The 23,360-nt window shown below is 37.8% G+C and carries 21 protein-coding genes; 13 read left to right on the top strand and 8 right to left on the bottom strand.

The features are described 5' to 3' along the window. Positions 1 to 38 precede the first annotated feature (38 nt). Positions 39 to 1,376 (bottom strand): GH1 family beta-glucosidase, encoded by a 1,338-nt coding sequence (locus ACTJKN_RS18000; protein ID WP_440827135.1) that lies wholly within the window; start codon positions 1,374 to 1,376, stop codon positions 39 to 41. Positions 1,377 to 1,475: 99 nt separating this feature from the next. On the opposite strand from ACTJKN_RS18000, the gene ACTJKN_RS17995 reads away from it, so the two are divergent. Beyond that, positions 1,476 to 4,019: a PKD domain-containing protein gene (locus tag ACTJKN_RS17995; RefSeq protein WP_440827133.1), complete on the top strand. Its 2,544-nt coding sequence runs from the start codon at positions 1,476 to 1,478 to the stop codon at positions 4,017 to 4,019. A gap of 288 nt (positions 4,020 to 4,307) precedes the next feature. Here the strand turns inward: ACTJKN_RS17995 and ACTJKN_RS17990 are convergent, their stop codons facing one another. Continuing rightward, on the bottom strand, positions 4,308 to 6,122 hold the full coding sequence (locus ACTJKN_RS17990) for a MutS-related protein (RefSeq protein WP_440827131.1): 1,815 nt from the start codon (positions 6,120 to 6,122) through the stop codon (positions 4,308 to 4,310). Positions 6,123 to 6,234: 112 nt separating this feature from the next. On the opposite strand from ACTJKN_RS17990, the gene rlmH reads away from it, so the two are divergent. After that, positions 6,235 to 6,708, top strand: coding sequence for a 23S rRNA (pseudouridine(1915)-N(3))-methyltransferase RlmH (gene rlmH, locus ACTJKN_RS17985; protein ID WP_108198206.1), 474 nt, complete (start codon positions 6,235 to 6,237; stop codon positions 6,706 to 6,708). Positions 6,709 to 6,916: 208 nt separating this feature from the next. Next, positions 6,917 to 7,045 carry a hypothetical protein gene (locus tag ACTJKN_RS17980; RefSeq protein ID WP_256449212.1) on the top strand — a complete coding sequence of 43 codons (129 nt, stop codon included), beginning with the start codon at positions 6,917 to 6,919 and terminating at the stop codon, positions 7,043 to 7,045. A 59-nt stretch (positions 7,046 to 7,104) separates the two neighbouring features. On the opposite strand, the gene ACTJKN_RS17975 is transcribed toward ACTJKN_RS17980, so the two are convergent. Then, the gene (locus ACTJKN_RS17975) at positions 7,105 to 7,647 is read right to left on the bottom strand and encodes a DUF5606 family protein (RefSeq protein WP_057932097.1); all 543 of its coding nucleotides are present in this window, start codon (positions 7,645 to 7,647) and stop codon (positions 7,105 to 7,107) included. Positions 7,648 to 7,800: 153 nt separating this feature from the next. Continuing rightward, positions 7,801 to 8,262 carry a peptidylprolyl isomerase gene (locus ACTJKN_RS17970; RefSeq protein WP_029275450.1) on the bottom strand — a complete coding sequence of 154 codons (462 nt, stop codon included), beginning with the start codon at positions 8,260 to 8,262 and terminating at the stop codon, positions 7,801 to 7,803. A gap of 233 nt (positions 8,263 to 8,495) precedes the next feature. Here ACTJKN_RS17970 and ACTJKN_RS17965 point away from each other — a divergent pair, with 233 nt between their 5' ends. Beyond that, positions 8,496 to 9,677, top strand: a complete 1,182-nt coding sequence (locus ACTJKN_RS17965; protein WP_108198204.1) for an asparagine synthetase B — start codon at positions 8,496 to 8,498, stop codon at positions 9,675 to 9,677. A 284-nt stretch (positions 9,678 to 9,961) separates the two neighbouring features. Beyond that, positions 9,962 to 10,702 carry an outer membrane beta-barrel protein gene (locus ACTJKN_RS17960; protein ID WP_276901549.1) on the top strand — a complete coding sequence of 247 codons (741 nt, stop codon included), beginning with the start codon at positions 9,962 to 9,964 and terminating at the stop codon, positions 10,700 to 10,702. Between the two features lie 67 nt (positions 10,703 to 10,769). On the opposite strand, the gene ACTJKN_RS17955 is transcribed toward ACTJKN_RS17960, so the two are convergent. The 4 genes from ACTJKN_RS17955 to ACTJKN_RS17940 form a co-directional block, all read right to left on the bottom strand. Beyond that, the gene (locus ACTJKN_RS17955; RefSeq protein WP_440827129.1) at positions 10,770 to 12,776 is read right to left on the bottom strand and encodes a putative porin; all 2,007 of its coding nucleotides are present in this window, start codon (positions 12,774 to 12,776) and stop codon (positions 10,770 to 10,772) included. A 1-nt stretch (position 12,777) separates the two neighbouring features. Then, a complete protein-coding gene (locus ACTJKN_RS17950; RefSeq protein ID WP_440827127.1) occupies positions 12,778 to 13,593 on the bottom strand; it encodes a purine-nucleoside phosphorylase in 816 nt (271 codons plus the stop codon). Further along, positions 13,565 to 14,626 (bottom strand): tetraacyldisaccharide 4'-kinase, encoded by a 1,062-nt coding sequence (lpxK, locus tag ACTJKN_RS17945; RefSeq protein ID WP_440827126.1) that lies wholly within the window; start codon positions 14,624 to 14,626, stop codon positions 13,565 to 13,567. Before lpxK ends, ACTJKN_RS17950 begins: the two co-directional genes overlap by 29 nt. 187 nt (positions 14,627 to 14,813) lie before the next feature. Continuing rightward, positions 14,814 to 15,935: a carboxypeptidase-like regulatory domain-containing protein gene (locus ACTJKN_RS17940; RefSeq protein WP_440827125.1), complete on the bottom strand. Its 1,122-nt coding sequence runs from the start codon at positions 15,933 to 15,935 to the stop codon at positions 14,814 to 14,816. A 257-nt stretch (positions 15,936 to 16,192) separates the two neighbouring features. On the opposite strand from ACTJKN_RS17940, the gene ACTJKN_RS17935 reads away from it, so the two are divergent. The 8 genes from ACTJKN_RS17935 to ACTJKN_RS17900 all read left to right on the top strand — a co-directional run bounded on the left by ACTJKN_RS17935 (position 16,193) and on the right by ACTJKN_RS17900 (position 23,346). Further along, positions 16,193 to 17,332, top strand: coding sequence for a sterol desaturase family protein (locus tag ACTJKN_RS17935; RefSeq protein WP_440827123.1), 1,140 nt, complete (start codon positions 16,193 to 16,195; stop codon positions 17,330 to 17,332). 687 nt (positions 17,333 to 18,019) lie between these two features. Continuing rightward, the gene (locus ACTJKN_RS17930; RefSeq protein ID WP_440827121.1) at positions 18,020 to 19,150 is read left to right on the top strand and encodes an NAD(P)/FAD-dependent oxidoreductase; all 1,131 of its coding nucleotides are present in this window, start codon (positions 18,020 to 18,022) and stop codon (positions 19,148 to 19,150) included. Further along, positions 19,151 to 19,864 carry a methyltransferase domain-containing protein gene (locus ACTJKN_RS17925; protein ID WP_440827119.1) on the top strand — a complete coding sequence of 238 codons (714 nt, stop codon included), beginning with the start codon at positions 19,151 to 19,153 and terminating at the stop codon, positions 19,862 to 19,864. Next, a complete protein-coding gene (locus ACTJKN_RS17920) occupies positions 19,861 to 20,913 on the top strand; it encodes a type III polyketide synthase (protein WP_440827117.1) in 1,053 nt (350 codons plus the stop codon). The genes ACTJKN_RS17925 and ACTJKN_RS17920 overlap by 4 nt, the downstream gene beginning before the upstream one ends. 18 nt (positions 20,914 to 20,931) lie before the next feature. Further along, positions 20,932 to 21,369, top strand: coding sequence for a 3-hydroxyacyl-ACP dehydratase FabZ family protein (locus ACTJKN_RS17915; protein WP_440827115.1), 438 nt, complete (start codon positions 20,932 to 20,934; stop codon positions 21,367 to 21,369). Then, positions 21,362 to 22,639: a beta-ketoacyl-[acyl-carrier-protein] synthase family protein gene (locus ACTJKN_RS17910; RefSeq protein ID WP_440827113.1), complete on the top strand. Its 1,278-nt coding sequence runs from the start codon at positions 21,362 to 21,364 to the stop codon at positions 22,637 to 22,639. Before ACTJKN_RS17915 ends, ACTJKN_RS17910 begins: the two co-directional genes overlap by 8 nt. Further along, positions 22,632 to 22,892 carry an acyl carrier protein gene (locus tag ACTJKN_RS17905; protein WP_440827111.1) on the top strand — a complete coding sequence of 87 codons (261 nt, stop codon included), beginning with the start codon at positions 22,632 to 22,634 and terminating at the stop codon, positions 22,890 to 22,892. The genes ACTJKN_RS17910 and ACTJKN_RS17905 overlap by 8 nt, the downstream gene beginning before the upstream one ends. After that, on the top strand, positions 22,882 to 23,346 hold the full coding sequence (locus tag ACTJKN_RS17900; RefSeq protein WP_440827109.1) for a 4'-phosphopantetheinyl transferase family protein: 465 nt from the start codon (positions 22,882 to 22,884) through the stop codon (positions 23,344 to 23,346). The genes ACTJKN_RS17905 and ACTJKN_RS17900 overlap by 11 nt, the downstream gene beginning before the upstream one ends. Positions 23,347 to 23,360 lie beyond the last annotated feature (14 nt).

Genomic DNA, 23,360 nt, shown 5'->3' with positions numbered 1-23,360 from the left:
AATTTGTTTAGTATTGAAGACAAAAAGCGATATATAAACTAACTTTTTAGGAAATTTTGCCACCAATAGCCCGAATCTTTAATGGTACGCTCTTGTGTTTTAAAGTCGTTATAAATTAGCCCAAACCTTGCCGTAAAGCCCTCTGCCCATTCAAAATTATCCATTAATGTCCAGGCCATATAACCGGTTACATTTATACCTTCCTTTTTGAGCTTTAGCAGCGCATTTAAATAAAGTTTAAAATATTCGATCCGTTCAGGGTCTTCTACCCTACCGTTGATCAATTTATCATGATAAGCGGCACCATTTTCCGTGATTATGATATTTTTAATATTTGGGTAAGCGGCGAACTGTTTCACGATATTATAGAAACTATCCGCATTTACTTCCCAACCCATTGCGGTATGAGGTTTTTTTCTGCTTTTGGCTTTTACCTCCCAGGCCTGAATAACCGGAATAAAGGCATTATACTTAACCACCAAAGGAAAATAATTCTGAAGACCAATAAAGTCAAAATCGAATTTCATTCTTTCGTGAAGCCGCCAGGTACCATATTCGATCTGAAATTTTTCTAACACATCCCAATTGGCAGTAGGAAAACCCAAGCCCTGTGTAGGCTCTACAAAAAGACGGTTCATTAGACAATCTACCCGTTTTGCAGCAAGGATATCGCTATCACTCTGGGTACTTGGGATTACTTCCGAGCAAGAAAAAGTAGTTCCGATATTAGCCTTGCTAATTTCTGCGCGTAAAATCTTGCCCCCATCTGCCTGGGCCAGTGCAGTATGTAATACCGCTGAAAAGAAATTCCCTAATCCTGTTTTGCCCGGGGCATGAACGCCTAGCATATACCCCAAAGAAGTATAACCGAAAGGCTCATTCAACACAATCCAGTTTTTCACTTTATCGCCATATTCTAAGGCACAGATACTCACAAAAGCATTAAAAGCAGCATTGATGCTAAAGCTTGTCCAACCGCCCTCATCTTCTAGTGCCTGCGGCAAATCCCAATGGTAAAGCGTGATGTAAGGTGTTATTCCATGGGTTAAACATTCATCGATAAGATTGTGATAAAAACGGATGCCTTCTTGGTTAATTTCTCCCCTACCTGCTGGCAAAATGCGCGACCAGGCAATAGAAAATCTAAACACTTTAAAGCCCAGCAGTTTAACTAAAGCTATATCTTCAGCATACCGGTGATAAAAATCGCAAGCAGGATCTAATTTGTGATTCTTTTTTATTTTTCCATTTTTCGCCGTAAAGGTATCCCAAATGGAAGGGCCTTTACCATACTGGGTTGCAGTACCTTCTATTTGAGCCGCAGCAGTAGCTACGCCCCACAAAAAATCCGAACCAAAATCGCTTGCCTTAATCATTTGCTATCAATTAATTGCCATAAGTTGCGAGTTTAATATTAATAAATCGTTAACAATCGAAATGATTAGAAATGAAAACATTTTTTAATATTTTTACGTATGCGCTACTCCTCATTAATTTCTTTTCTATTGGTATTATTAAACCTCTCTGCCTTTGGAAAATTTACCCCTCCTGTTAATGACGAACTGATAAATGCCATAAATATTACCAATACCAGTGCATATTGCAGTGGCGATGCCGAATTTAATAATTTAGAGGCTACCCCAAGCAATTATAATAAAAGTTTGAACTGGCTGTCCGTTGGAAAAGATGTTTGGTTTAAATTTACGGCATCTAAATTTGATGTAAACATTTCTGTTAGCGGAAAAATTGATGCGAGCAGTACCAACACCTTAATTGATCCATTGGTTGCTTTATATTCATTTGATGCGGCAACTGGTTTTATAACCGAACAGGCTGGCACGCAAGCCACATCAAATAATGTTATTTCTTTATACAAGGGCGCTTTAACAGTAGGACAGGTTTATTATGTTAGGGTAAGCGCAGCGAATGATGCTGCAGGCACCTTTAAACTTTGTATCGATAATTATTTCCCACCGATAAAACCCGGACAAGATTGCGGGACATTTTCAGTACTATGCACGAAAGAAACATTTACACAATTAAATGTAACAGGCTCAGGTGCAAATAATCATGAATCGGCCGGAACCTGTCTGGGTACAGAATCTAACTCTGCCTGGTATATGTTTAAGGCCTCTGCACCTGGCGACTTTACTTTTGTAATTACACCTACGGTAACCACAAACGACATTGACTGGATTTTTTACGATTTAGGTGTGAATGGCGATTGTAGTATGGTAAATGCTTCAAATGCAATCCGATGTGCATCGGGCAGTGGCGTAACCTGTAGCCCAACTTATTATAAAACCGGCCTGAGTATGACCGAAACTGATTTGACAGAATCGGCTGGTTGCCCGCCTGGTCAAAATGGGCTTGTAAAATATGTAGAACTGCAACAGGATCATGTTTATGCCTTACTAATAGATAATTTTTCCGGAGGAAATAACGGCTTTACCTTAGAGTTTGGTGGCACGGCTGATTTTGTAGGTCCAACAGCTGAAATTGATGTTCGAAAACTAAATCCATGTACCGATAGCCAGGCATATACTTTCGAAAGCCAGGCATCGAATTTCGCCGCTTTAAAATGGTCTTTTGGCGAAGGGGCAAGTTTGGCTTCGGCCACAACTGCTGGGCCCTTTACGGTAACATACAGCACCCCCGGAGAGAAAGTTGTGGTTTTAGAAGCCATGGGTACAAATGGGTGCAATGTAGTTACTACGCAAACTTTTATAGTAGCAAACACACCGGAAAAACCTGCAATAATCGCTTCAAGTGTTAATTTATGCCAGGAAGATGTATTAAAATTATCAACTCCTTTTTTAAATTTAGCAAGCTACCATTGGTCAGGCCCAAATGGTTTTAGTTCAACACAACAAAATCCTGAAATCCAGGTAAGCGGACCAGAAATTGTTGGAACATATAAACTTTATGTTCAGGTTGGCGATTGTGTAAGTGAGGTAAATTCAATCGACATTTTATCAGTCGATTTAAAACCTGAAGCATTTTTTTCAATTGAGGTTAATGATAAATGCGAAACAAACCAGTCTTTTTCGTTTATCAATACTTCTAAAAATTATACAAAGCTCAGCTGGGATTTTGGTCCGGGTGTAAAAAGCCAGGTTCCCATCAGTAACGACAGTAAAATAGTAACCTTTACCGAGACAGGGCTTAAAACAATCACCCTGACAGTTGAAAGCAATAATGGCTGTGTTTCTACTTTTACAAAAGATATTTTGGTAGAATTGAAGCCGGAAAAACCAGATATTAGTATCAATCAGGCATTATTTTGTTTAAAAGACATCATAAAATTGTCTGTACCGGTACAAGAAGGGATTACTTATGCATGGAGCGGGCCAAACAATTATTCTGCAACTACAAATGCCATTGAAATTCCGGTAACAGATTTTAATCTGGCAGGACAATATCAGGTTGTGTTAACATCAGGCACATGTAGCTCCGAACCAGCAATTATTGATGTCCCGGCCATTGCCAGAATTCCTGTAGCTAAATTTTATACCGAACCTACCTTTGACGTTAAGTTTTCTGCTCCGGTACCCATAACATTTACTAATATGTCGCTTTATGGCGATTTTTATGAATGGAATTTTGGCGATGGAATTACTTCTTCAGAACAAAATCCGACCCATATTTATCAAGCTGATGGATTATTCCGGATTACTTTAACGGCGTTTTCCAAAAACGGATGCGCAAATTCAATCACTCAAGGCGACCTCATTATCAAAAAAAATGCATCTACTTTTGTTCCAAATGCTTTCTCGCCAAATGGCGATGGGATTAACGATGAACTGGTTGTTGGTGTAACAAACCTCAAAAAATATAACATTCATATTTACAATCGCCTTGGCACCCGGATTTTTTTTACCAATAATATATTTGAAAATTGGAACGGCACTTTTAAGGGTAACGAACTCCCGGTTGGCGTGTATTATTATATCATTTCTGGTACTAGTTTATCTAATAACAATATTAAATATTCAGGTTCGATAACGTTAATCAGGTAACCTATTACATACCTTTATATAAACATTTAAGGTGCTTTAACTACAGTAATATCTTGTGTTAGACTGGCACTTTCTAAGGGAGGAAATATTTTTTATGCTAGCTAAATCTCCTTTTTCTGAAAGCATATTCGTGTTATATTAATCACTTCAGTGCTGGCAGATGTTATCATCTGCCAGAATACTTATTAATAAGTATTATTGAAACCTCTTATGTGTCAGATGTTATCATCTGACACCACGAAAATCAGTGTCAGACAATAATATCCGACACGACGGAATTTATTAAAATTAATCCAAGGTTAAACCAATTTCCTTCAGCAAAATAGCTGCATTAAAAGTCTTACATGGTCCGTGTTTTAGTAAATAATCAAATTTCATTTCACCTTCGGTAATCTGAATATCGAAATGGAAATTACGGACGGTTTCGGGGTGATCGACAATCAGATCTGCCAGTTGTAAATCGTGTGTAGCAAAAAGTGCAGGTGTTTTTTCGGTAATCAGCTTTTGTATAAAAACCTTCGAGCCCAAATATTTATCCCTACTGTTTGTACCCCGCAGCATTTCGTCAATCAATACAAAAGTATCTTTGTCTTTAACTACATTATCTAAAATCATTTTCAGGCGGTTTAACTCTGCCTTAAAAGTAGAGGTGCTTTCGTTCAGCGAATCTTTAATCCGCATGTAGGTATTGATCGAAAAAACCGATAATTGCATGGTTTCGGCACAAACCGGTGCACCAGTATAAGCCAATATCATATTAATGCCCAAAGTACGCAGAAAAGTGCTTTTACCGGCCATGTTAGAACCTGTTACAATATCTACAGTTGGTTTTGCTTCTAAATGAAAATCATTATCTACCCGAACTTGCTCGTTAATAAGCGGATGGCCAATATGGGTGGTGGTTAATGCAAACTGATCGGCAAGCACCGGAAAAACCCAATCTGGCTGATTATAGGCTGTTGTGGCCAATGAAATCAGCTCTTCAAAATCGCCTAAATGGTCAAGGGCCGAAATTACATCCTCTGATGAAGATTTATACCAAATATCTAAACTGATGCAGCACTTTAAATCCCAAAGCAAAAGTGCGTTCAATATACCACCAACCAGGATATTCAGCCTGGCATCAAAATTCTGGATAATTTTAGATAAGCCTTTAATTTCTTTGCTTACCGGGATTTTTGAATCTAATAAACCTAAGGTATATGAGCTTTTCCAGTTTTGATTCTCTGTCCATAAAATAGCACTGGCATAACCGTTTAACAGATTCGAACTTCCACCAAAGGTGTAAAAAACCTTATTAATTTTTGAGCCTAATAAAACATTCCACCCTGTGTGAATTACAAATAGAAGTGCCATTATTTTCCAAAAAGCAGCGCTAACAAAAAGAGCCGCCAAAATTAAACCGACAGAAATATAAGGCACCAGCTTTACATAAAACCTCAAAAAACTGCCCTTTACAAAATCCAATTGTGCCCCCAATTGGTGCTTAAGCTGTATTTTAATCTGCTCTATCTTATCGGGATCGTAACCATGCAGATTAGCCCTGAAACTATAAGTTTCTGCTATCTTATCTGTTATTTCTTTTATGGCTTCCTGGCGGAGTAATATCTTATCCCTAGTTGGTTTTTCTGCGAAATTTTTAGCCAGGAGCTTATTTCCGCTTTTGGTACTGCAACGGTTGATCAGGGCAAACAGAGATGCGCTTCCAAAAATATCAAGGTCGGAAGTATAGGGATGCAGTTCAGATTCGAAAGCCTTACCGTGATCGTAGCCATTCGCTGTTCCGTTTAAAACATTCCATTCATTCTGATAAATCCACAAGAGTTGCTTTTTAAAATCGATTTCGCGGTCTAGCTTACTTTGCCTGCGTAAAATAAAGGCAAAGGCAATAACCGGCACCAATAATGCGAGCTGGATTAATGTGCGTAATCCATCATCAGCAGAACGTAACAGTAAAACAAAAAATAAAATTTCGGCCAGGAACAGGCCTATCCGGATTAAAGAAAGTTGATCGATTGTTTTTTTAGTCTCCGCTATATCAGCGGTAACCTGCTTAATTTTTTGGTCGTAATCGGCTATTATTTCTGCTTGTTGTTTTAACATGATATCGCTTCGGTATATATATTTTCGAAGGTATAAGATCGATAGATTGTCTTTTTTGTTACAATTTATCTAAGTTTGAATCTCGAAATTCTAAAGATAGGCAAAATATTAAATGAAGATTACACTGATCGCCATTGGCAAAACAGAAGATAAATATCTAATTGAAGGAATTGATAAATACATCAACCGTTTAAAGCACTATATTAATTTTAGTTTTGTGGCTTTGCCAGATGTAAAGAATGTTAAAAACCTAAGCGAGGCCCAGCAAAAGGCAAAAGAAGCAGAGTTGCTGCATAAACAAATTAACAATGGCGATGTTGTTATTTTATTGGATGAAAAAGGAAAAAAATATTCATCCGTAGAATTTTCAAACTACTTAAATAAACAGATGGTTGGTAGCGTGCAGCATTTAATTTTTATTATTGGCGGCCCTTATGGATTTGATGAAACCATTTACAAAAGAGCAAACGGGTTAATTTCGCTGTCTGACATGACCTTTTCTCACCAAATGATCAGATTGTTTTTTGTAGAGCAGCTTTACCGGGGATTTAGCATTTTAAAAGGAGAACCTTATCATCACGCTTAAAACAATGCCATTAGGTTAAGGGTTTTTAGACAGTAAACACGGATTTTTATATCTGTGTGCATCCTTTTTATCTGTGGTTAAATTATGTTTACCGCCACAGGCTTAACATAATAACTTGCTTAGAGATGGGAAATAGTTGAGGTAAGATGGACAATGGGAATGAAATATGGAAAAGGCAAATAAAAATCATCATTAAATAAAAAAAATTATGTTATTAGATAAATATAAACGGGAGTATAGATATAAAAGCAATCAGAATGGCAACAATAAATACCTATGGATCAGCATTATTGCATCATTGGTTATTATAGCTTTGCTTTATTATTTCTTCGATTAAACCCACAAAAAAACACCAGACGAATTGCCTGGTGTTCTCTATCATAACGTAAACAAAGCTTAAACGCCTTTTTTACTGGTCATACTTGCTTTTTTAGCTGGAGCTGAAGTTTTAGTAGTTGCTTTAGCACTTGCTGATGCTTTAGATCCTGTAGCTTTTTGTTTTTTATCTGAAGCTGCTTTTTCTTCTGATAACTTAACCTCTGCTGGTGTACCCGGTGTTTCTGGAGTTTCCTCAGTAAACAATGGCAGATCTTTTAATAAGTTGTACCAAGTGATGATTTTCTTCATATCAGAAGCATAAACTTTCTCCTGATCGTGACCTGGTGCTACTTCAAGGAAATAAGCGCGTAAATCGCCTTTCAAATCCGGAGTAGATCCTTTTGCTGAAATTTTAGCAAAAATATCTGCCAATTTAATTTCCTCATCTTCGCCATACACGGTAATATCTTCTAACGAAGCTAATTTTGTGTTGGTAATGTTGGCAACAACTTTAGTTTTTTGAGCATCTAAGCCTTCTAAAATGTAACCTACTTTATTTTGTCCAACCAGTTTAAATAAACCCGGTCTGCCAGATACGGCAACAATTCCTCTTAAATTCATATTTTTTTTGAGATATGAGATTCGAGATATGAGATATGAGAAATCACTCAGATCAAATAACTAAAACTCTTTGTTCAATTATTAAATGAGATAGGAGCATCAATCAGAGAAAATCAAGTCTCAAATCTAATGTCTCAAATCTAGTATCTATTTTTAATCTTCTAAAACTTCTATGTTTAAAATTTTATCACCTTGACGGATATCATCTACAAGGTCTACATTCTCAACAACTTTACCAAAACAAGTATGGTTGCGGTCTAAGTGAGCAGTATTTGTTCTGCTGTGGCAGATAAAAAACTGTGAACCACCAGTGTTGCGGCCAGCATGCGCCATAGATAAAACACCACGATCGTGATACTGATTTTCTCCGTCCAGTTCGCAATCAATTTTGTAACCTGGGCCACCGGTACCTGCCAAATGTGCTTTAGCTGGGTCTTTTGAATTTGGGCATCCGCCCTGGACCATAAAGTTAGGAATTACACGGTGAAAAGTTACACCATCATAAAAGCCTTCTTTAGCTAATTTTTTAAAGTTTGCAACGGCTTTCGGCGCATCATTATCGTAGAATTCTACAGTCATTTCGCCTTTTTCTGTTTTTATTATTGCTTTACTCATATCAATATCGGTACTAATTTTAAATTTTATTCACCTAAAAAACAATCGTATTTTTTTAGTAGAGGGCAAAAATAACAAAATTGTATAACTTATAACATCATTAAATTTTTCTATACAGTTTAAATGCGGTATTTTAGTGTTTTAAGCATACCGATTTGATAAAGAAATATTATATCCTGCTCATTTGCCTGCTTTGCTCCCTAGGGCTAAGGGCTTCTTCTTTGTTAATTTACATGGATGAAGACCAAAAGAACCACCTTAAAGCATATGGTATTGCCTATTGGACAATCAGCAAACAACTGGAGGTTGATTGGCTTTTAAACTATCGCGGCGGAAGTTTTTTAATTAAATACAATAAAACAGTTGAAGACGAGCTTAAAATCCGTGGCGTATCTTACGAAGTAATGGCCGATGGAAAGGTAACCAACCTTTTAAACGAAATCAGCGATCCTGCAGTGAATATGGAGATGGTTAAGTTGGAGAAAACACCAAAAATTGCGGTTTACTCTCCAAAAAGCAAATTACCATGGGATGATGCCGTTACACTCGTTTTAACCTACGCCGAAATCCCGTACGATGTAATTTATGATGATGATATTTTACAGGATAAATTAAGCAAATACGATTGGTTACACTTGCACCATGAAGATTTTACCGGGCAGTACGGCCGTTTCTGGGCCAATTTCAGGTATGCAACCTGGTACCAGGAAGATGTTAAAAACCAGGAAACCTTAGCTAAGCGCATGGGTTATAAAAAGGTTTCTGAAATGAAATTAGCCGTTGCCAAACACATTAAAGAATATTGTGCAGGTGGAGGCTTTTTGTTTGCAATGTGCTCGGGTACTGATAGTTTCGACATTGCCCTTGCTGCTGATGGGGTAGATATTTGTGCCCAAATGTTTGATGGTGATGCTGCAGATCCAAATGCACAAAGTAAACTGGATTTTAATAAAACCCTGGCCTTCCAGAATTTCAAGTTAGATAACAACCCAATGAACTATGAATTTTCGGATATCGACGCTACTCAAACCCGTACACTGAACCAAACCAACGATTATTTTACTTTATTCGATTTTTCGGCCAAATGGGACCTTGTGCCTACCATGCTTACCCAAGATCATGATAAGGTGATTAAAGGCTTTATGGGGCAAACTACAGCTTTCAGAAAAAGTTTAGTTAAAACAAGTGTAACTGTTTTGGGTGAAAATAAAGGTGCTGCAGAGGTAAGGTATTTACATGGAGAAATTGGCAAAGGTCAGTTTACTTTTTATGGTGGACACGATCCGGAAGATTATCAGCATGCGGTAGGTGATCCGCCAACAGATTTAAATCTGCATCCAAATTCACCTGGCTATCGTTTGATCTTAAATAATGTGCTTTTTCCGGCCGCGAAAAAGAAACCTCAAAAAACATAATTTTAGCGTAATCGCCCTTTGGCATCTTTTCTTTTAAGGTTAAAAAACTAGTAATTATACTTGATATTCCTATTATGTAGACAGTAAATCATATCTATCGGCATAACTAATTGCTATCGTAATTATACTGAAACCGCTCAAAAAAGCCCCTGTAAACCAGTAGATTACCGAACAAACTGTAACAGACTTGATACTTTGGCACAGCTTTTGGAATTGAGGCTTGTAATTAACAACAGGTTAAAGCCTGAAATTTTTAAACAAGATTCTTCTAAAAGAAAAATATTATGAAAAAGTTATTATTAAGCGCTTCAGTTTTATTATTAGCAACAGGTGCATTTGCACAAACAAAAATGACTAGTGAAACTGCTCGTTTTGGAATTAAAGCTGGTGTTAACCTTTCAAAGTTTCATGCTGGTGGCGATGATGCCGCAGCCAATGCTTTTAATGATAATGCCAAAAACAATGTTGGTTTTAACGTTACAGCATTCGGTGATTTCGGCGTAGGAAATAATTTCTTTATCCAACCAGGTGTATCATTACAGAATAAGGGTAATAAATTCGAATCTGTAAATACAGCAACTGCAGGAAACAATACCATTACGACCACATCTTCTATTAAAACCAATTTAATGGCGATTGAGGTACCCGTAAATGCAGTATTTAGAATTCCTACTGGTGATGCCGGCGCAGTTCAGATCAGTGCTGGTCCGTATATCGGTTTTAACATCTCAGGTAAAGACAAAGGAGAAAATACGGTTACAACAGTGAACAACTCCAACAATACCAGTGCTACTGTTACGACTTCTAATGATAGAGATTTATCATTTGGTAGTGCCAGCGACAAAAACTACAACAGTACGGAATTTGGTGCAAACTTTGGTTTAGCTTACCGCACAAATTCAGGATTTTTAGTAGGTGCTAACTATGGCTTGGGTTTAACCGATTTGACTCCGAAAGACAGACAGGCTAATACCAATAAATTAACTAACCGCGTGTTAGGTTTCTCAGTTGGTTATTCTTTCTAAGCGAAAGTCCTTAAAAGCAAAAGCCTCCCGGATTATTAAATCGGGAGGCTTTTTTATGCTTTATTATTTAGTCGTAAAAGTTCCAGCTTACCCCAAATTTTAATAGGGCATCTTGCATGGGGTACCTGTTTACAGTGTAATAACCCGGTTGAAATAAACCCTGATTTACAAAATCGTATTTAACAAAAATATTGGCCCTCTTTAAATTTGCTTTAAAAAAGACATCAATTACGGGTTTTGATACCAGGTTTGTCGGATTGCGCTCATCAATATAAAACTGCGCTGTTGCAGGTGAATATAAGTAGTTTGCATATTCGGAATTGTACCTAACATCAAACCCCACATTAGCCTTTAATACTTTGAAAAAAGTATTATCAAAATAAATACTGTTATAAGTATAAAGTTCAGGCGTTCTTAATACTGCATTTTTATCTGTTTTTTGATAAGCGATATAATTTTCCATCACAAACCTGCCAAACCTCGTTTTTTTTGATACATCCAACCTGATTAAGCTAATATCAGCAGTAGCCTGTTTTGGTAAAATGGCAGTTGTACCATTGGTATGGTCGGCGGCAAAATAAACGTAGTTACTGGTTAAGAAATATTTGGCTCCGGCAGTAAAACCATACTTATCATTGATATAGTTAAATGATAAATTGGCAATTTTAGTATTCTTAAAATCAGTGTTTGTCCATTGGTAATGGTTGCCATGATAGTAATTAAAAATAGCCGCTGGCGATTGGTTTTGCACATAGGCACCCAATTCGATCCTCCCTATGGTTTTACCTAAAAGGATTTTACTTTTTGCCTCGTATAAATAATCGCCTGCATTTTCACCTTGCAAAATTTGCTGTACATCTAAATTGAAATCGATATTGTTAGAGAACCGATAGCCCGCTGCACCTAAAATTGTAATGTTTTGATAAGCAAACCTACTGCGCTCGTAATTGGTTGCATCTTGTTTTATACCAAAATATTCATGCTTGTAATAATCATGCCTTACACCTGCATCAACCTTCAGTTCATTTTTAATAACAGAACTATTTTTTGGTCTCAAAAAGAAACTATAAATAAATTCATTTTTAATATGTTGTACATGGGTCGAATCATTCGTAAATATTGTGCTCGCAATTCCAGGAGGCAGTACATGATTAACATCCGTTCCATTTTTGTAAAAATCGAAACTGTCGTTATTATACTCAAACGTATACGAAACCTTGTTGGTTGGTAAAACAGCATTGTTCACATTTGCAGAGGTATCTATCCTTCCTACATAATAAGTTTGCTTTAAGAAAACGGTGTTTTTACGGTACAAATTTCTTGAGTCTGATAAATTTACCGGTTCTGCCTCTCTTGCAATTTTAGTATAATCGGGATCGAATAAACCTGTAGCTACGGTAGAGCCATTCTCGTAGGCACGCATCGTATTAAAAATTGCCGATGCCCACATATTATAACGTTTACTTGGCGATTGGTACCATGAAAATACGGCAACATTCAAATTATCGCCACGTTGTCTGGCGTAAAAACCTTTAGAATCACCACGGTTAAAGTTAACCCCGACGTTCCAGTTTTTTTTAATATTCTGCGTGTGGATGGCCCTAAAAAGCTGCTCTTTTTGTCCGGCACTAACAAAATACAAGCTGGTAAAAGGGGTTCTGGCCTGATAGTAAATAATATCTTCGGGCGTTAAAGCATAATAATCAAGCGAATGAAATCCTGCGTCAAAGCCAATCCTTTTACTAGGTTCGTACAATAAAGGCCTGGCTGCTAAGCCCATGTTACCATTGTTTATGGTTGGGTGCAAGGGCTGTAAAAGCGGGCTGTAATTTTGGATATTCGTAGTTGAGGTATCTAAAGGCAGCAACACAATGCTGTCTTTAGTTAACGACAGCTTGGTAAATCTGATATATTTTGCGGTAAAAACGACAGAATCCTTTCCAGAGTCTAGTTTCTTCCTAACAGAATCCAATTCCTTGTTTGTACCAACACTTGTTTTTAAATCTTGTGCAAAGGCTTTGTTAATGCCTAACAGCAGTAAGAGAACAAAACAGATTTTAACGACTTTATGCATCTTATAGTTCAGAAATTAAGCGGGTTAAAATCTCCGTCATTTTAGGCTCGGCTTTGGCTGCTGCTGCTAAAATTTCTTCTAAATTAAAAGGTTGCAGATCTTCCGGAAAACCCTCATCCGTTAACACGGAGATGGCAAAAACAGGTAAACCAGCGTGATTGGCCACAATAACCTCAGGCACAGTACTCATACCAACGGCATCAGCACCAATTAAACGCAGGTATTTATACTCCGCTTTGGTTTCTAAATTCGGTCCGGAAACAGCAACATATACCCCTTTGTGGCAGTTTATGTCAACATCCTTAGCTATTTCCAGCGCTTTAGCTATGATATCCCGTTTATATGGCTGGCTCATATCAGGGAAACGAGGACCTAATTCACTTTCAATTAAACCACGCAATGGGTTATCTGGCTGCAAATTAATATGATCATCGATAATCATTAAATCGCCTTTTTTAAACTCAGGATTTAACGAGCCCGCGGCATTAGATACAATTAAGTTTTCTATACCCAAGCCTTTCATTACCCTAACCGGGAAGGTAATCTGTTGCATGCTGTAACCTTCGTAATAATGTAGGCGCCCCTGCATGGCAATAATTTTCTTTCCGTTCAATATTCCAAAAATCAGTTTTCCACTATGAAATTCTAAAGTAGAAATTGGAAAATTTGGAATATTAGAATACATCAATTGATGTTCAACTTCGATTTCTTTTACCAAGCCACCCAAGCCAGTACCTAAAATAATCCCTATTTCTGGCTTAAAGTTCTCTGTTTTACGTTTTATATATTCAACGGTTTCTTCTATTGCTCTTAACATAGTTTAAAATGAGTTCGTCAAAGGTAATCTTATCTTCTTCAAATAATTCAACCTCTATGGGTAAATAATATACAGGTAAATCTACCAGTAAATCTTCAAATCCGGTAGCTCTTAAACGCTTGCTATCCTTTTCTGTTGTGATAATGATTTTATCTTTTTTAGTACTGGCCATAAAAGCCGATTTAAACTTCTTAATATCATCATTTTTAAACGCATAATGATCCCGAAATTCTTCGTGTTTAATGATTTTAGTGTATTTTTCAAGTTCTTCTATTAACGGAGCAGGATTTGCAATTCCCGTGAGCAGGAAAATTTCGAAATCTTTAATCGACTCGAGCGTGCGGCTTTCGTTATGGTATAAATGAATAAGATCGCCATATTTAAGATAAGAATGTAATACTGGTTGATTGGCATTTGGTTGCAATTCATTTATAGCGGCCTGCTGGGCAACATGTAACAGGGGGACCGGCGATTTTGTAACCAATAATACATCGGCCCTTTTACGCGAGGAGAAAACATCCCTTAAGTTTCCTGCTGGCAATAAAAACTGTAATGTACCCAACTTTCTAAATTCGAAAAGCAGAATATTAAAACCTGCCCTTACCGCACGGTGCTGAAAGGCATCATCAAGAATAACTAAATCGTGATTCTCTTTTAATTGCTTAATCCCGCTTACACGGTCTTCGCAAACAGCAACGGTAACACCTGCAAATTTTTGATGGTACTGTAATGGCTCATCTCCTATCGTTTCGGCCGTTGCAGCGCCATCGGCAACAATAAAACCTTTCGTTTTCCGGCCATATCCCCTACTGAGTATGGCTATTTTATAATCGGCCAGCAACTTCACTAAATATTCTGTTGTTGGTGTTTTGCCCGATCCGCCAACGGCTAAATTGCCTACACAGATTACCGGGATATCGAACTTTACAGATCGCATCAGTCCCCAATCATAAAGTTTTTTACGGAGTAGAATAGCCATTCCATAAATGATCGAAAAAGGAAGCAATAAAAGGCGTAGATAGTTAAGTAGCATATCGTGTTTTCAAAAATACTGATTATTTAAAAAAGAAAGGCATGGCTAAGCCGCCCCCTAATAAATCAACCCTTAATCAATGAAATGGTTTGCAGGAAGATAGATTAGCCTGGAGTTGGGAGTTTGGCGTTTGGAGTCAATTAACCGGTTTAAACAATTAACCCGATGAACAAATGAACAGATAAATTTAAAATTGTTCCAAAATATCTTTATCCGATTTATAGGTTTCGACAATTACGTCCAGAATTTTTAAGTTATGCTTTTGATAAAGTACTGCCCAAAACTCGGCATTGTTCTTTTTAGGATATTGATAAAAATCCTGTCTGAGTTTTAGGGTAGAATAGTTGTTGCTGTTTTTTAGTTCCGGATCTATATTTTCCAGAAAAATCAGTTCCATCTCTGCCGAAGGTTCTCCTTGCGAAAATAACCCTGCCACTACATTACACTTTAAATACGTAGAAGATAACTTCGACAAACCATTATCGATGGTATAGTTTTGCCTGTTTATCCAGATCATGCTTTTGTTTATCGTAGCGATATTACTTTCCATTCCTTTAATCAGGTGTTTATCAACCGTGATATAAATCCAGCCATTCTTACGTTTGTACAATACATTTCTTGCCCTTGTGAAAGAGATCTTGTAACATTTTGTCCCTTCATATTCAACCTGTCCTTCAATTTCGTAATCATTATCCCCGCTGAGCATATTATCGTTCAGATTATTTACAAAATAAGATTTGAGCTCAATTCTTAAATCAACAGCGTAATTAATCTTCACACCTCCTATTTTTTTGAGTTCCTTAAGCCTTCTTAGCCCCTCAAGCTGTAACCTGATATCGTTTTTATATTCATCGGTATGAAGGTTAAATAATCCCTCGGCATAACTATAATATTTCCCATCTTTTACCATATACTGCCTACACAACAACTTTTCGCTAACCACACCGGTATCGGCAAGGTGCGCGACCGCATTTTTAATTAAGGCAGAAGCAAAATTGGCAGCATAAATATGTACATCGTCCAATTTAACGTATTTGTCTTTTAGTTTAACCATGAGGTCACTAGTACTGCTGCGCTCATCAACTTTAACGGAAAGGCTTTCGTAACCCACCGAACTGAAAGAAAGCGACTGACCTTTATTTAACGAATCTATTTTAAAGCTGAAGTTTCCTTCAGGATCGCTCAGGGCAATTAATTTCTGTTTGTTATAAATCGATACGGATGCGATGCCTTTATTGGCTTCGCTAAGCACTTGTCCTTTAATAAGCTGTTGGGCCAAGGCGCGTGGGAAGATGAAAAAACAGCCCATTATCATTGACAATATTATTTTTGAATGGTATGACATAGGTAGGTTTGAGGTTTATTTAGTTAATATGTAGCTATTTAAGTGTAAAATAATTATTCTCTTTAAATAACAAAAATATACTTGGTTAAGTTGGTACTCAGCGCAGGGCGTTTGGGGTCAGTTAAGCATTAAACAATGAACCATTGACCAAACTAACAAAGTTATTCGACTATATTTTATCTTTTTTTGTTATCATTGTTGTCTATCAAAAACATATTTTAATGTCTCCGAACAAAAGATTAGTAGTGGGCCAAGGCCAGATTAGTGGATATATTTCTATTTTTTTAGCCGTATTGGCGCTTTTAGGCATCCTGTGTTTTCATTATCCAGAAAAGCTTACCACGCCCGAATTCCGTGAAATATACACGAAAAATAGCATGGAAGCTTTAATGCTTGGCGGTGTAATAGGGTGTTTCTTCTTTTCATTGCTGAGCTTAATCCTAAGTAAAAAACTAAAATGGGCCTGGCCAGGCTTTGCACTTGGTGCTTTAGCCGTAATATTGGGTGCTTTGAGTGTAGAAGGTAGAGATGTAGCCAAATCGGGCTGGCACTTCGGCCTTGATTGGATGATTTTAGATCTGCTATTAATGGTTGCCATTTTTGTTCCCTTAGAATTGTTTTTCCCTAAAAACGATGAGCAAACCAAATTCCACGAAGAATGGCGCACCGATTTAACCTATTTTGTACTCAGTCACCTATTTATTCAATTTTTTGGCATTGTAACCCAAAAACCTGCCGTATTATTTTTCGGTTGGATGGGTTTAGATAAATTGCACACCTGGGTACAAGGCCTCCCATTTATAGTGGCCTTGTTTTTGGCTTTTTTCAGCACCGATTTGTTCCAATACTGGGCACATCGTTTTTTCCATACCCGGGTATCCTTATGGCGTTTCCATTCCATACACCATTCAACACAAAATATGGACTGGCTGGCGGGAAGCCGTACCCATTTTATTGATATATTTTTCACCAGGGCAATGACTTTTATCCCGCTTTATGTTTTGGGCTTTTCATCTACCGTTTTCAATGTGTACATTATATTCATTGCAATACATGCGGTACTCATCCATGCCAACACCAGGATTAATTTTGGCCCATTAAAATACATTTTTACAACACCTCAATATCACCATTGGCACCATTGCGAAGACCCTAAATATTATGGACATAACTTCGCCTCAATATTTCCCTTTATCGATATGATGTTTGGCACCTACTATTTACCTGGCAAAGAATGGCCTGCCGGAACAGGTGTACACGAAGCTTCGTATCCGAAAGGTTTTGTTAAACAAACCATTTATCCATTTACAAAAAGTCCGTTTGATACAGATTTGAATATGGAAGAAAGAAGCGATAGATAAAATTGATTAAGCTAACGCTCGTTTAATGACAAGCGCAAAAGAGATAATAATTATAAAGATTATTTGGAAAGCAGCGCCTGTAAACATAATTAATGTTAGTCGGGCTTTCCGCTATATTCCCGATGAAGAATCGGGAGATGCCGCTGCAATCCCGTTTATTCAAAACTGACACTGCTGCTATTAAAGGTTTTTGAACCTCCCGGAAAAGACAATCAATCGTCACAACCGATAAAATCGTAAAGCTATTTGTGCACTCGTCTGGAAACGAGCGCAAATGAAAAAATGAAACTGTCAGATGGTAACATCTGACAGCACATTGTTCGGACAGCACATTGCACACCTAACTCGTGCCCTCTGTGTTTTTCTCTCCATAATCTCAGTGGTTAAAGAAGCTTAAATCAGCAGCAGTGGTGCTACTATTTAAGTTTTTTGAACCTCCCAGAAAAGACAATCGATCGTCACAAACGATAAAATCGTAAAGCTATTTGTGCACTAGTTTGGAAACGAGCGCAAACGAAAAAATGAAACTGTCAGATGGTAACATCTGACAGCACTATGTTCGGACAGCACATTGCACACCTAACTCGGTACCCTCTGTGTGTTTCTCTCCATGACCTCTGTGGTTAAAGAAGCTTAAATGGAACAAACCCGAGTTTTAAATGTTATATTGGGGTTCCATCTTATCATATGCAAGCCGAAACAGAAATTTTAATTATTGGTGGTGGATTGGCAGGTTTAACAACAGCACTTCACCTGAATAAGGCGGGTTTAAATGTTACGCTGATCGAAAAAGACCCCTATCCCCACCATAAAGTTTGCGGCGAATATATTTCGAATGAGGTGCTCCCTTATTTTGGATGGCTCGGTCTGGATATTGAAAATCTTGCACCTGCATTAATAAGCGAACTGCTTTTTACTTCCCTTTCTGGCAGAAGCATAAAAACTAAATTACCTCTTGGCGGCTTTGGTTTAAGCAGATACACCATTGATCATTATCTCTATACCGAACTGATCAGGAGAAAGGTTAACGTAATTCATGATCGCGTTGTACAGATTAACTTTGTCAATGATCAATTCACGGTAACAACTGCTAAAAACGCTTTTGTTGCAACTTACGTTATTGGCGCTTATGGAAAAAGATCAGCAATTGATATTAAGCTAAACCGGAATTTCATCAATAAACAATCACCCTATCTGGCAGTTAAAGCACATTACAAAGCTGATTTTCCGAATAATCTGGTTAGTCTTCACAATTTTGAAGGTGGCTACTGTGGCGTTTCGAAGGTTGAAAATGATCGATTGAATATCTGTTATCTGGCTAACTATGCGCGTTTCAAAAAACACAAAAACCTACTTGCCTTCCAGGAAAATGTACTTTATAAAAACAGGCACCTGAAGGCTATTTTCGAAAATGCTAACAGTTTATTCGATGCCCCATTAACCATCAGTCAGATTTCTTTCGAAAATAAAGAACCTGTTTATAATCATATTTTAATGATTGGCGATACTGCCGGATTAATTCATCCACTTTGTGGAAACGGAATGGCCATGGCCGTTCACAGTGCCAAAATTGTTTCAGAACTTTTGCATCAAAAAATGGAAGGAAAAATTAGTTCGCGTGTAGCCCTGGAAAAAACTTATACTTTATACTGGAACAAGGAATTTAAAAGCCGCTTAAAAATGGGCAGAATATTATCTTCTTTGCTGAAGAACAATAAACTCGAAAATTTAGCCATGCTTGCATTGACTAAAATGCCCTTTCTGCTCCATAAAATCATTAAACAGACACATGGTAAACCGATCAAGATTTCACAATAAATGCCACTAGATACAACATATAGAAGTACAGCACCGGAGATTATGGATGATTTCGCCATGGAAGGTGAAATATTACGCGATGCATTAGACAAAATAGCGAGTATCAACCAACTGCTTGGTGGTAATAAAGTTACACTCGATGGGGTTAAAACCTTAATCAACAGCAAACCAAAAGACGAGGTTATTCGTATTACTGATATTGGTTGTGGAAATGGAGATATGTTGCGCACTTTGGCTGATTATGCTAATAAACAAGGTTTACATTTTATTTTAAAAGGGATAGATGCCAATAGGTTCACTATAAATCATGCGCAAAGTTTATCCAAAAACTATCCCAATATTACCTACGCCTGCAGCGATATTTTTGATGATTTAAGTAAAACAGAACCTTGCGACATTATGCTTTGTACTTTAACCCTTCATCATTTTAAAGATGACGAAATTATCGATCTGCTGGAGAATTTTAAAAGATCGGCTACAATGGGTATTGTAATAAACGACCTGCAAAGAAGTGCAGTGGCATATTACCTGTTTAAAGCATTATGTTATGTGTTCCGCTTAAATGATATGTCTAGAGAAGATGGTTTAATATCAATTCTACGCGGGTTTAAAAGGGCAGATTTGCTTAAATACAGCAAACAATTAAAGCTGAAATCGAGTTCAGTAAAATGGAAATGGGCGTTCCGCTACCAATGGATAATTAAAACAATATGAGCGTAACCGTAAAAGCAGTAAGTAAAGCCTTGCCCGAATTTTGGAGATCAACCGCTGAGATTTTACCATTTCTAGATATTTGGCTAAAAGATCAGGATGACCGCTTTACCCGAAAGGTAAAAAAGATTTTTGAAGGTGCCGCGGTAGATAAAAGATACTCGATCATGGCGCCCGAAGAGGTTTTTAGTGATTTAAGTTTTGAGGAGCGAAACAATATTTATGTAAGAGAAGGGATAAAGCTGGGTGCCAAATGTTTGGAAACTGCACTTGAAAAAGCAAACTGGCAAGCTCAGGATTTAGACTACATCATTACGGTGAGCTGCACCGGTATCATGATCCCTTCTTTAGATGCTTATCTGATCAACTTACTTAAACTCCGTCAGGATATCGTTCGCCTGCCGGTTACTGAAATGGGTTGCGCTGCTGGTGTATCAGGCATGATTTATGCCAAGAATTTTCTAAAAGCTAATCCAGGCAAACGCGCAGCAGTTGTTGCGGTAGAATCACCAACGGCAACCTTTCAATTAAACGATTTTTCGATGGCCAACATTGTAAGCGCAGCAATATTTGGCGATGGTGCCGCCTGTGTACTGTTAAGTTCGAATGAAGAAGATAGCGGACCAGAAATTTTGGCTGAAGAAATGTACCATTTTTATGATGCTGAAGAGATGATGGGATTTAAACTAACCAATACCGGACTGCAAATGGTACTGGATGTAGCAGTTCCGGAAACCATTGCCAATCATTTTCCAGATATTATTCATCCTTTTCTTTCCAAAAACGGACTCGACATTAATGATATAAAGCATTTAATCTTCCATCCGGGCGGAAAAAAAATTATCCAGATTGTTGAAGAATTATTTGGCAAGCTGGGCAAAAATATAGACGAAACGAAAGAAGTTTTAAGACTTTATGGAAACATGAGCAGCGCAACAGTTCTCTACGTTTTAGAGCGGATTATGGATAAAAAGCCAAGGCCTGGAGAAAAAGGACTAATGTTAAGCTTTGGTCCTGGATTTTCGGCACAACGCATACTTTTACAATGGTAATCATTCAACTAATCACTAATGAAAAAAGAGATCTTAGCTAAACTCCCTTACGGCAAATCTTTTCTATTTGTTGATGAGTTACTGCATGTTGACGAAAACGGCGTAATCGGGACATATAGCTATCCCGAAAACCTTCCATTTTACGAGGGCCATTTTAAAGACCGTCCGGTAACGCCGGCAGTGATCCTCACTGAAACCATGGCGCAGATTGGATTGGTCTGTTTAGGCATTTACCTGTTAAAAGATATTGATCAAAATATATCCATCGCCATGACGTCAAACGCTATTGATTTCTTAAAACCGGTTTACCCTGGTGAGCAGGTTACGGTAACGAGTGAGAAAGTTTATTTTAGGTTTAATAAACTAAGTTGCAAAGTAAAAATGGAAAATGCAGCAGGCGAAATGGTTTGCAAAGGCAGTATTTCGGGCATGTTAATTTCAAAAGGAAATGGGTAACAGAGTTGTAATTACCGGTTTAGGCGTATGCGCACCCAATGGCACTACCATTGATGAGTTTTCGGATGCCATAAAAAAAGGATTATCTGGTATCCGCCATCAACCCGATCTGGAAGCCTTAAACTTCTCTTGTCAGATAGCAGGCAAACCAGTACTTAGCGAAGAGCGGATCAGCCAATATTTTACACCGCTTGAATTACGAAACCTAAACAGTACAGGAATTATATATGGTGTTATTGCTGGTTTAGATGCATGGAAAGATGCAGGCTTAACCATCGAAAATAATGAAGAGCCCGACTGGGATAGTGGTACCATTTTCGGAGCGGGCACTTCTGGTATAGATAAATTTAGATGGGCAATTAATAAAATAGATGCGCTTGAAATCAAAAAACTGGGAAGTTCTGTTGTAATACAAACCATGGCCAGCGGCGTAAGCGCATTTATCAGTGGCAAGCTGGGCTTTGGTAATCAGGTAAGTACCAATTCATCGGCCTGTGCAACAGGAGCAGAAAGCATATTGCTGGCTTACGAAAGGATTAAAACAGGGCAGGCTACAAGAATGTTAGCAGGGAGTACCAGCGACAGCGGCCCTTATATCTGGGGCGGTTTTGATGCCATGAAAGTTTGCACTTTTAAACACAATGATGAACCGGAAAAAGGTAGCCGCCCTATGAGCAAAACGGCAAGTGGCTTTGTACCTGGAAGCGGCGCGGGTGCTTTGGTATTAGAATCGCTCGAAAGTGCAATGGCTAGAAAAGCCAAAATATATGGCGAAGTACTCGGAGGCCATATCAATTCTGGCGGTCAGCGGGGCTTAGGTACTATGACTGCACCAAATCCTACCGCTGTACAGCGATGCATCCAAACAGCATTAAAAAATGCGGGTATTGAAGCCAAGGAAATTGATGTGATTAATGGCCACCTTACCGCAACAACCAAAGATGCCCTGGAGATAGAAAACTGGAAAGCAGCACTACAATTACCTGATGATGATTTCCCATACATCAATTCTGTAAAAGGTATGATTGGCCATTGTATTGCAGCATCAGGGAGCATAGAATGCGTGGCCTCAATGCTTGAGCTTTCAGAAGGATTTATTTTCCCCAATATTAATTGCGAAGACCTAAGCCCAGAGATTACCGCTTTAATTGACGTAAAATGCATTCCACAAACCTTAATTCATAAACCATTTAATATCTTAGCTAAAGCCAGTTTCGGTTTTGGCGATATTAACGCCTGCATTATTTTTAAAAAATATACCCATGAATAAAGAAGAGATCATCGAAGCCTTAAAAACAATTGTTGAACCTTACAGCGAAGAGGCATCAGCATTAGCGCATATTGACGAAAACACCGATTTTATAAACGATTTAAAAATAAATTCTGCCAACCTGGTTGATATTGTTTTAGATATTGAAGAGAAATTCAACATTGAAATAGACAACGATTCGATGGCTAAAATGCTTACCGTAAAAGCCACCACCGAAATTATAGCTCAAAAACTGGAAGCGCATGCTGGGTAACGATATCGTTGATCTGGATCTGGCTAAAATCCAAAGTAACTGGAGGCGTAAAAATTACCTCGATAAAATTTTCACCCCCGAAGAACAGTTACTCATTTCATCAGCAAAAAGACCTGATGAAATGGTATGGCTGTTATGGAGTATGAAAGAATCGGCTTATAAAATTTATAACCGTAAAACCGGAATCCGGAATTTCGCCCCTAAAAGTTTAAATTGCACTATTTATCCAAACACAGATCAGATAAAAGGCACAGTAAGTATAGATAACGATACTTATTTCACTAAAAGCGATATAGAGCTACAATACATTCATACCATCGCTTCTCCTATTTATAGCAAACTGGAAGAAATTAAAGTAACCATTTACGAATCACCAAATCATCCAAGTGACTATAAACGCACTAAACCAGGTTGCATAAGCCATCATGGGCAGTATTTGGCTTTGGTGTATTAATTGCAGAGTTGACA

The organism is Pedobacter sp. 22163 (assembly GCF_052045595.1).
Taxonomy (GTDB): domain Bacteria; phylum Bacteroidota; class Bacteroidia; order Sphingobacteriales; family Sphingobacteriaceae; genus Pedobacter.
Note: the sequence above shows the minus strand (reverse complement) of the source record. Positions and strands in the feature narration are given on the sequence as shown.

What these genes read in the sequence shown, in the direction of transcription:
- ACTJKN_RS17935 (WP_440827123.1), top strand. Translation starts at nt 16,193, where the DNA reads ATGTCTCCGAACAAAAGATTAGTAGTGGGCCAAGGCCAGATTAGTGGA.
- ACTJKN_RS17940 (WP_440827125.1), bottom strand. Translation starts at nt 15,935, where the DNA reads ATGGGCTGTTTTTTCATCTTCCCACGCGCCTTGGCCCAACAGCTTATT.
- rlmH (WP_108198206.1), top strand. Translation starts at nt 6,235, where the DNA reads ATGAAGATTACACTGATCGCCATTGGCAAAACAGAAGATAAATATCTA.
- ACTJKN_RS17955 (WP_440827129.1), bottom strand. Translation starts at nt 12,776, where the DNA reads ATGCATAAAGTCGTTAAAATCTGTTTTGTTCTCTTACTGCTGTTAGGC.
- ACTJKN_RS17960 (WP_276901549.1), top strand. Translation starts at nt 9,962, where the DNA reads ATGAAAAAGTTATTATTAAGCGCTTCAGTTTTATTATTAGCAACAGGT.
- ACTJKN_RS17965 (WP_108198204.1), top strand. Translation starts at nt 8,496, where the DNA reads ATGGATGAAGACCAAAAGAACCACCTTAAAGCATATGGTATTGCCTAT.
- ACTJKN_RS17910 (WP_440827113.1), top strand. Translation starts at nt 21,362, where the DNA reads ATGGGTAACAGAGTTGTAATTACCGGTTTAGGCGTATGCGCACCCAAT.
- ACTJKN_RS17950 (WP_440827127.1), bottom strand. Translation starts at nt 13,593, where the DNA reads ATGTTAAGAGCAATAGAAGAAACCGTTGAATATATAAAACGTAAAACA.
- ACTJKN_RS17970 (WP_029275450.1), bottom strand. Translation starts at nt 8,262, where the DNA reads ATGAGTAAAGCAATAATAAAAACAGAAAAAGGCGAAATGACTGTAGAA.
- ACTJKN_RS18000 (WP_440827135.1), bottom strand. Translation starts at nt 1,376, where the DNA reads ATGATTAAGGCAAGCGATTTTGGTTCGGATTTTTTGTGGGGCGTAGCT.
- ACTJKN_RS17925 (WP_440827119.1), top strand. Translation starts at nt 19,151, where the DNA reads ATGCCACTAGATACAACATATAGAAGTACAGCACCGGAGATTATGGAT.
- lpxK (WP_440827126.1), bottom strand. Translation starts at nt 14,626, where the DNA reads ATGCTACTTAACTATCTACGCCTTTTATTGCTTCCTTTTTCGATCATT.
- ACTJKN_RS17900 (WP_440827109.1), top strand. Translation starts at nt 22,882, where the DNA reads ATGCTGGGTAACGATATCGTTGATCTGGATCTGGCTAAAATCCAAAGT.
- ACTJKN_RS17980 (WP_256449212.1), top strand. Translation starts at nt 6,917, where the DNA reads ATGTTATTAGATAAATATAAACGGGAGTATAGATATAAAAGCAATCAG.
- ACTJKN_RS17930 (WP_440827121.1), top strand. Translation starts at nt 18,020, where the DNA reads ATGCAAGCCGAAACAGAAATTTTAATTATTGGTGGTGGATTGGCAGGT.
- ACTJKN_RS17990 (WP_440827131.1), bottom strand. Translation starts at nt 6,122, where the DNA reads ATGTTAAAACAACAAGCAGAAATAATAGCCGATTACGACCAAAAAATT.
- ACTJKN_RS17975 (WP_057932097.1), bottom strand. Translation starts at nt 7,647, where the DNA reads ATGAATTTAAGAGGAATTGTTGCCGTATCTGGCAGACCGGGTTTATTT.
- ACTJKN_RS17905 (WP_440827111.1), top strand. Translation starts at nt 22,632, where the DNA reads ATGAATAAAGAAGAGATCATCGAAGCCTTAAAAACAATTGTTGAACCT.
- ACTJKN_RS17995 (WP_440827133.1), top strand. Translation starts at nt 1,476, where the DNA reads ATGCGCTACTCCTCATTAATTTCTTTTCTATTGGTATTATTAAACCTC.
- ACTJKN_RS17920 (WP_440827117.1), top strand. Translation starts at nt 19,861, where the DNA reads ATGAGCGTAACCGTAAAAGCAGTAAGTAAAGCCTTGCCCGAATTTTGG.
- ACTJKN_RS17915 (WP_440827115.1), top strand. Translation starts at nt 20,932, where the DNA reads ATGAAAAAAGAGATCTTAGCTAAACTCCCTTACGGCAAATCTTTTCTA.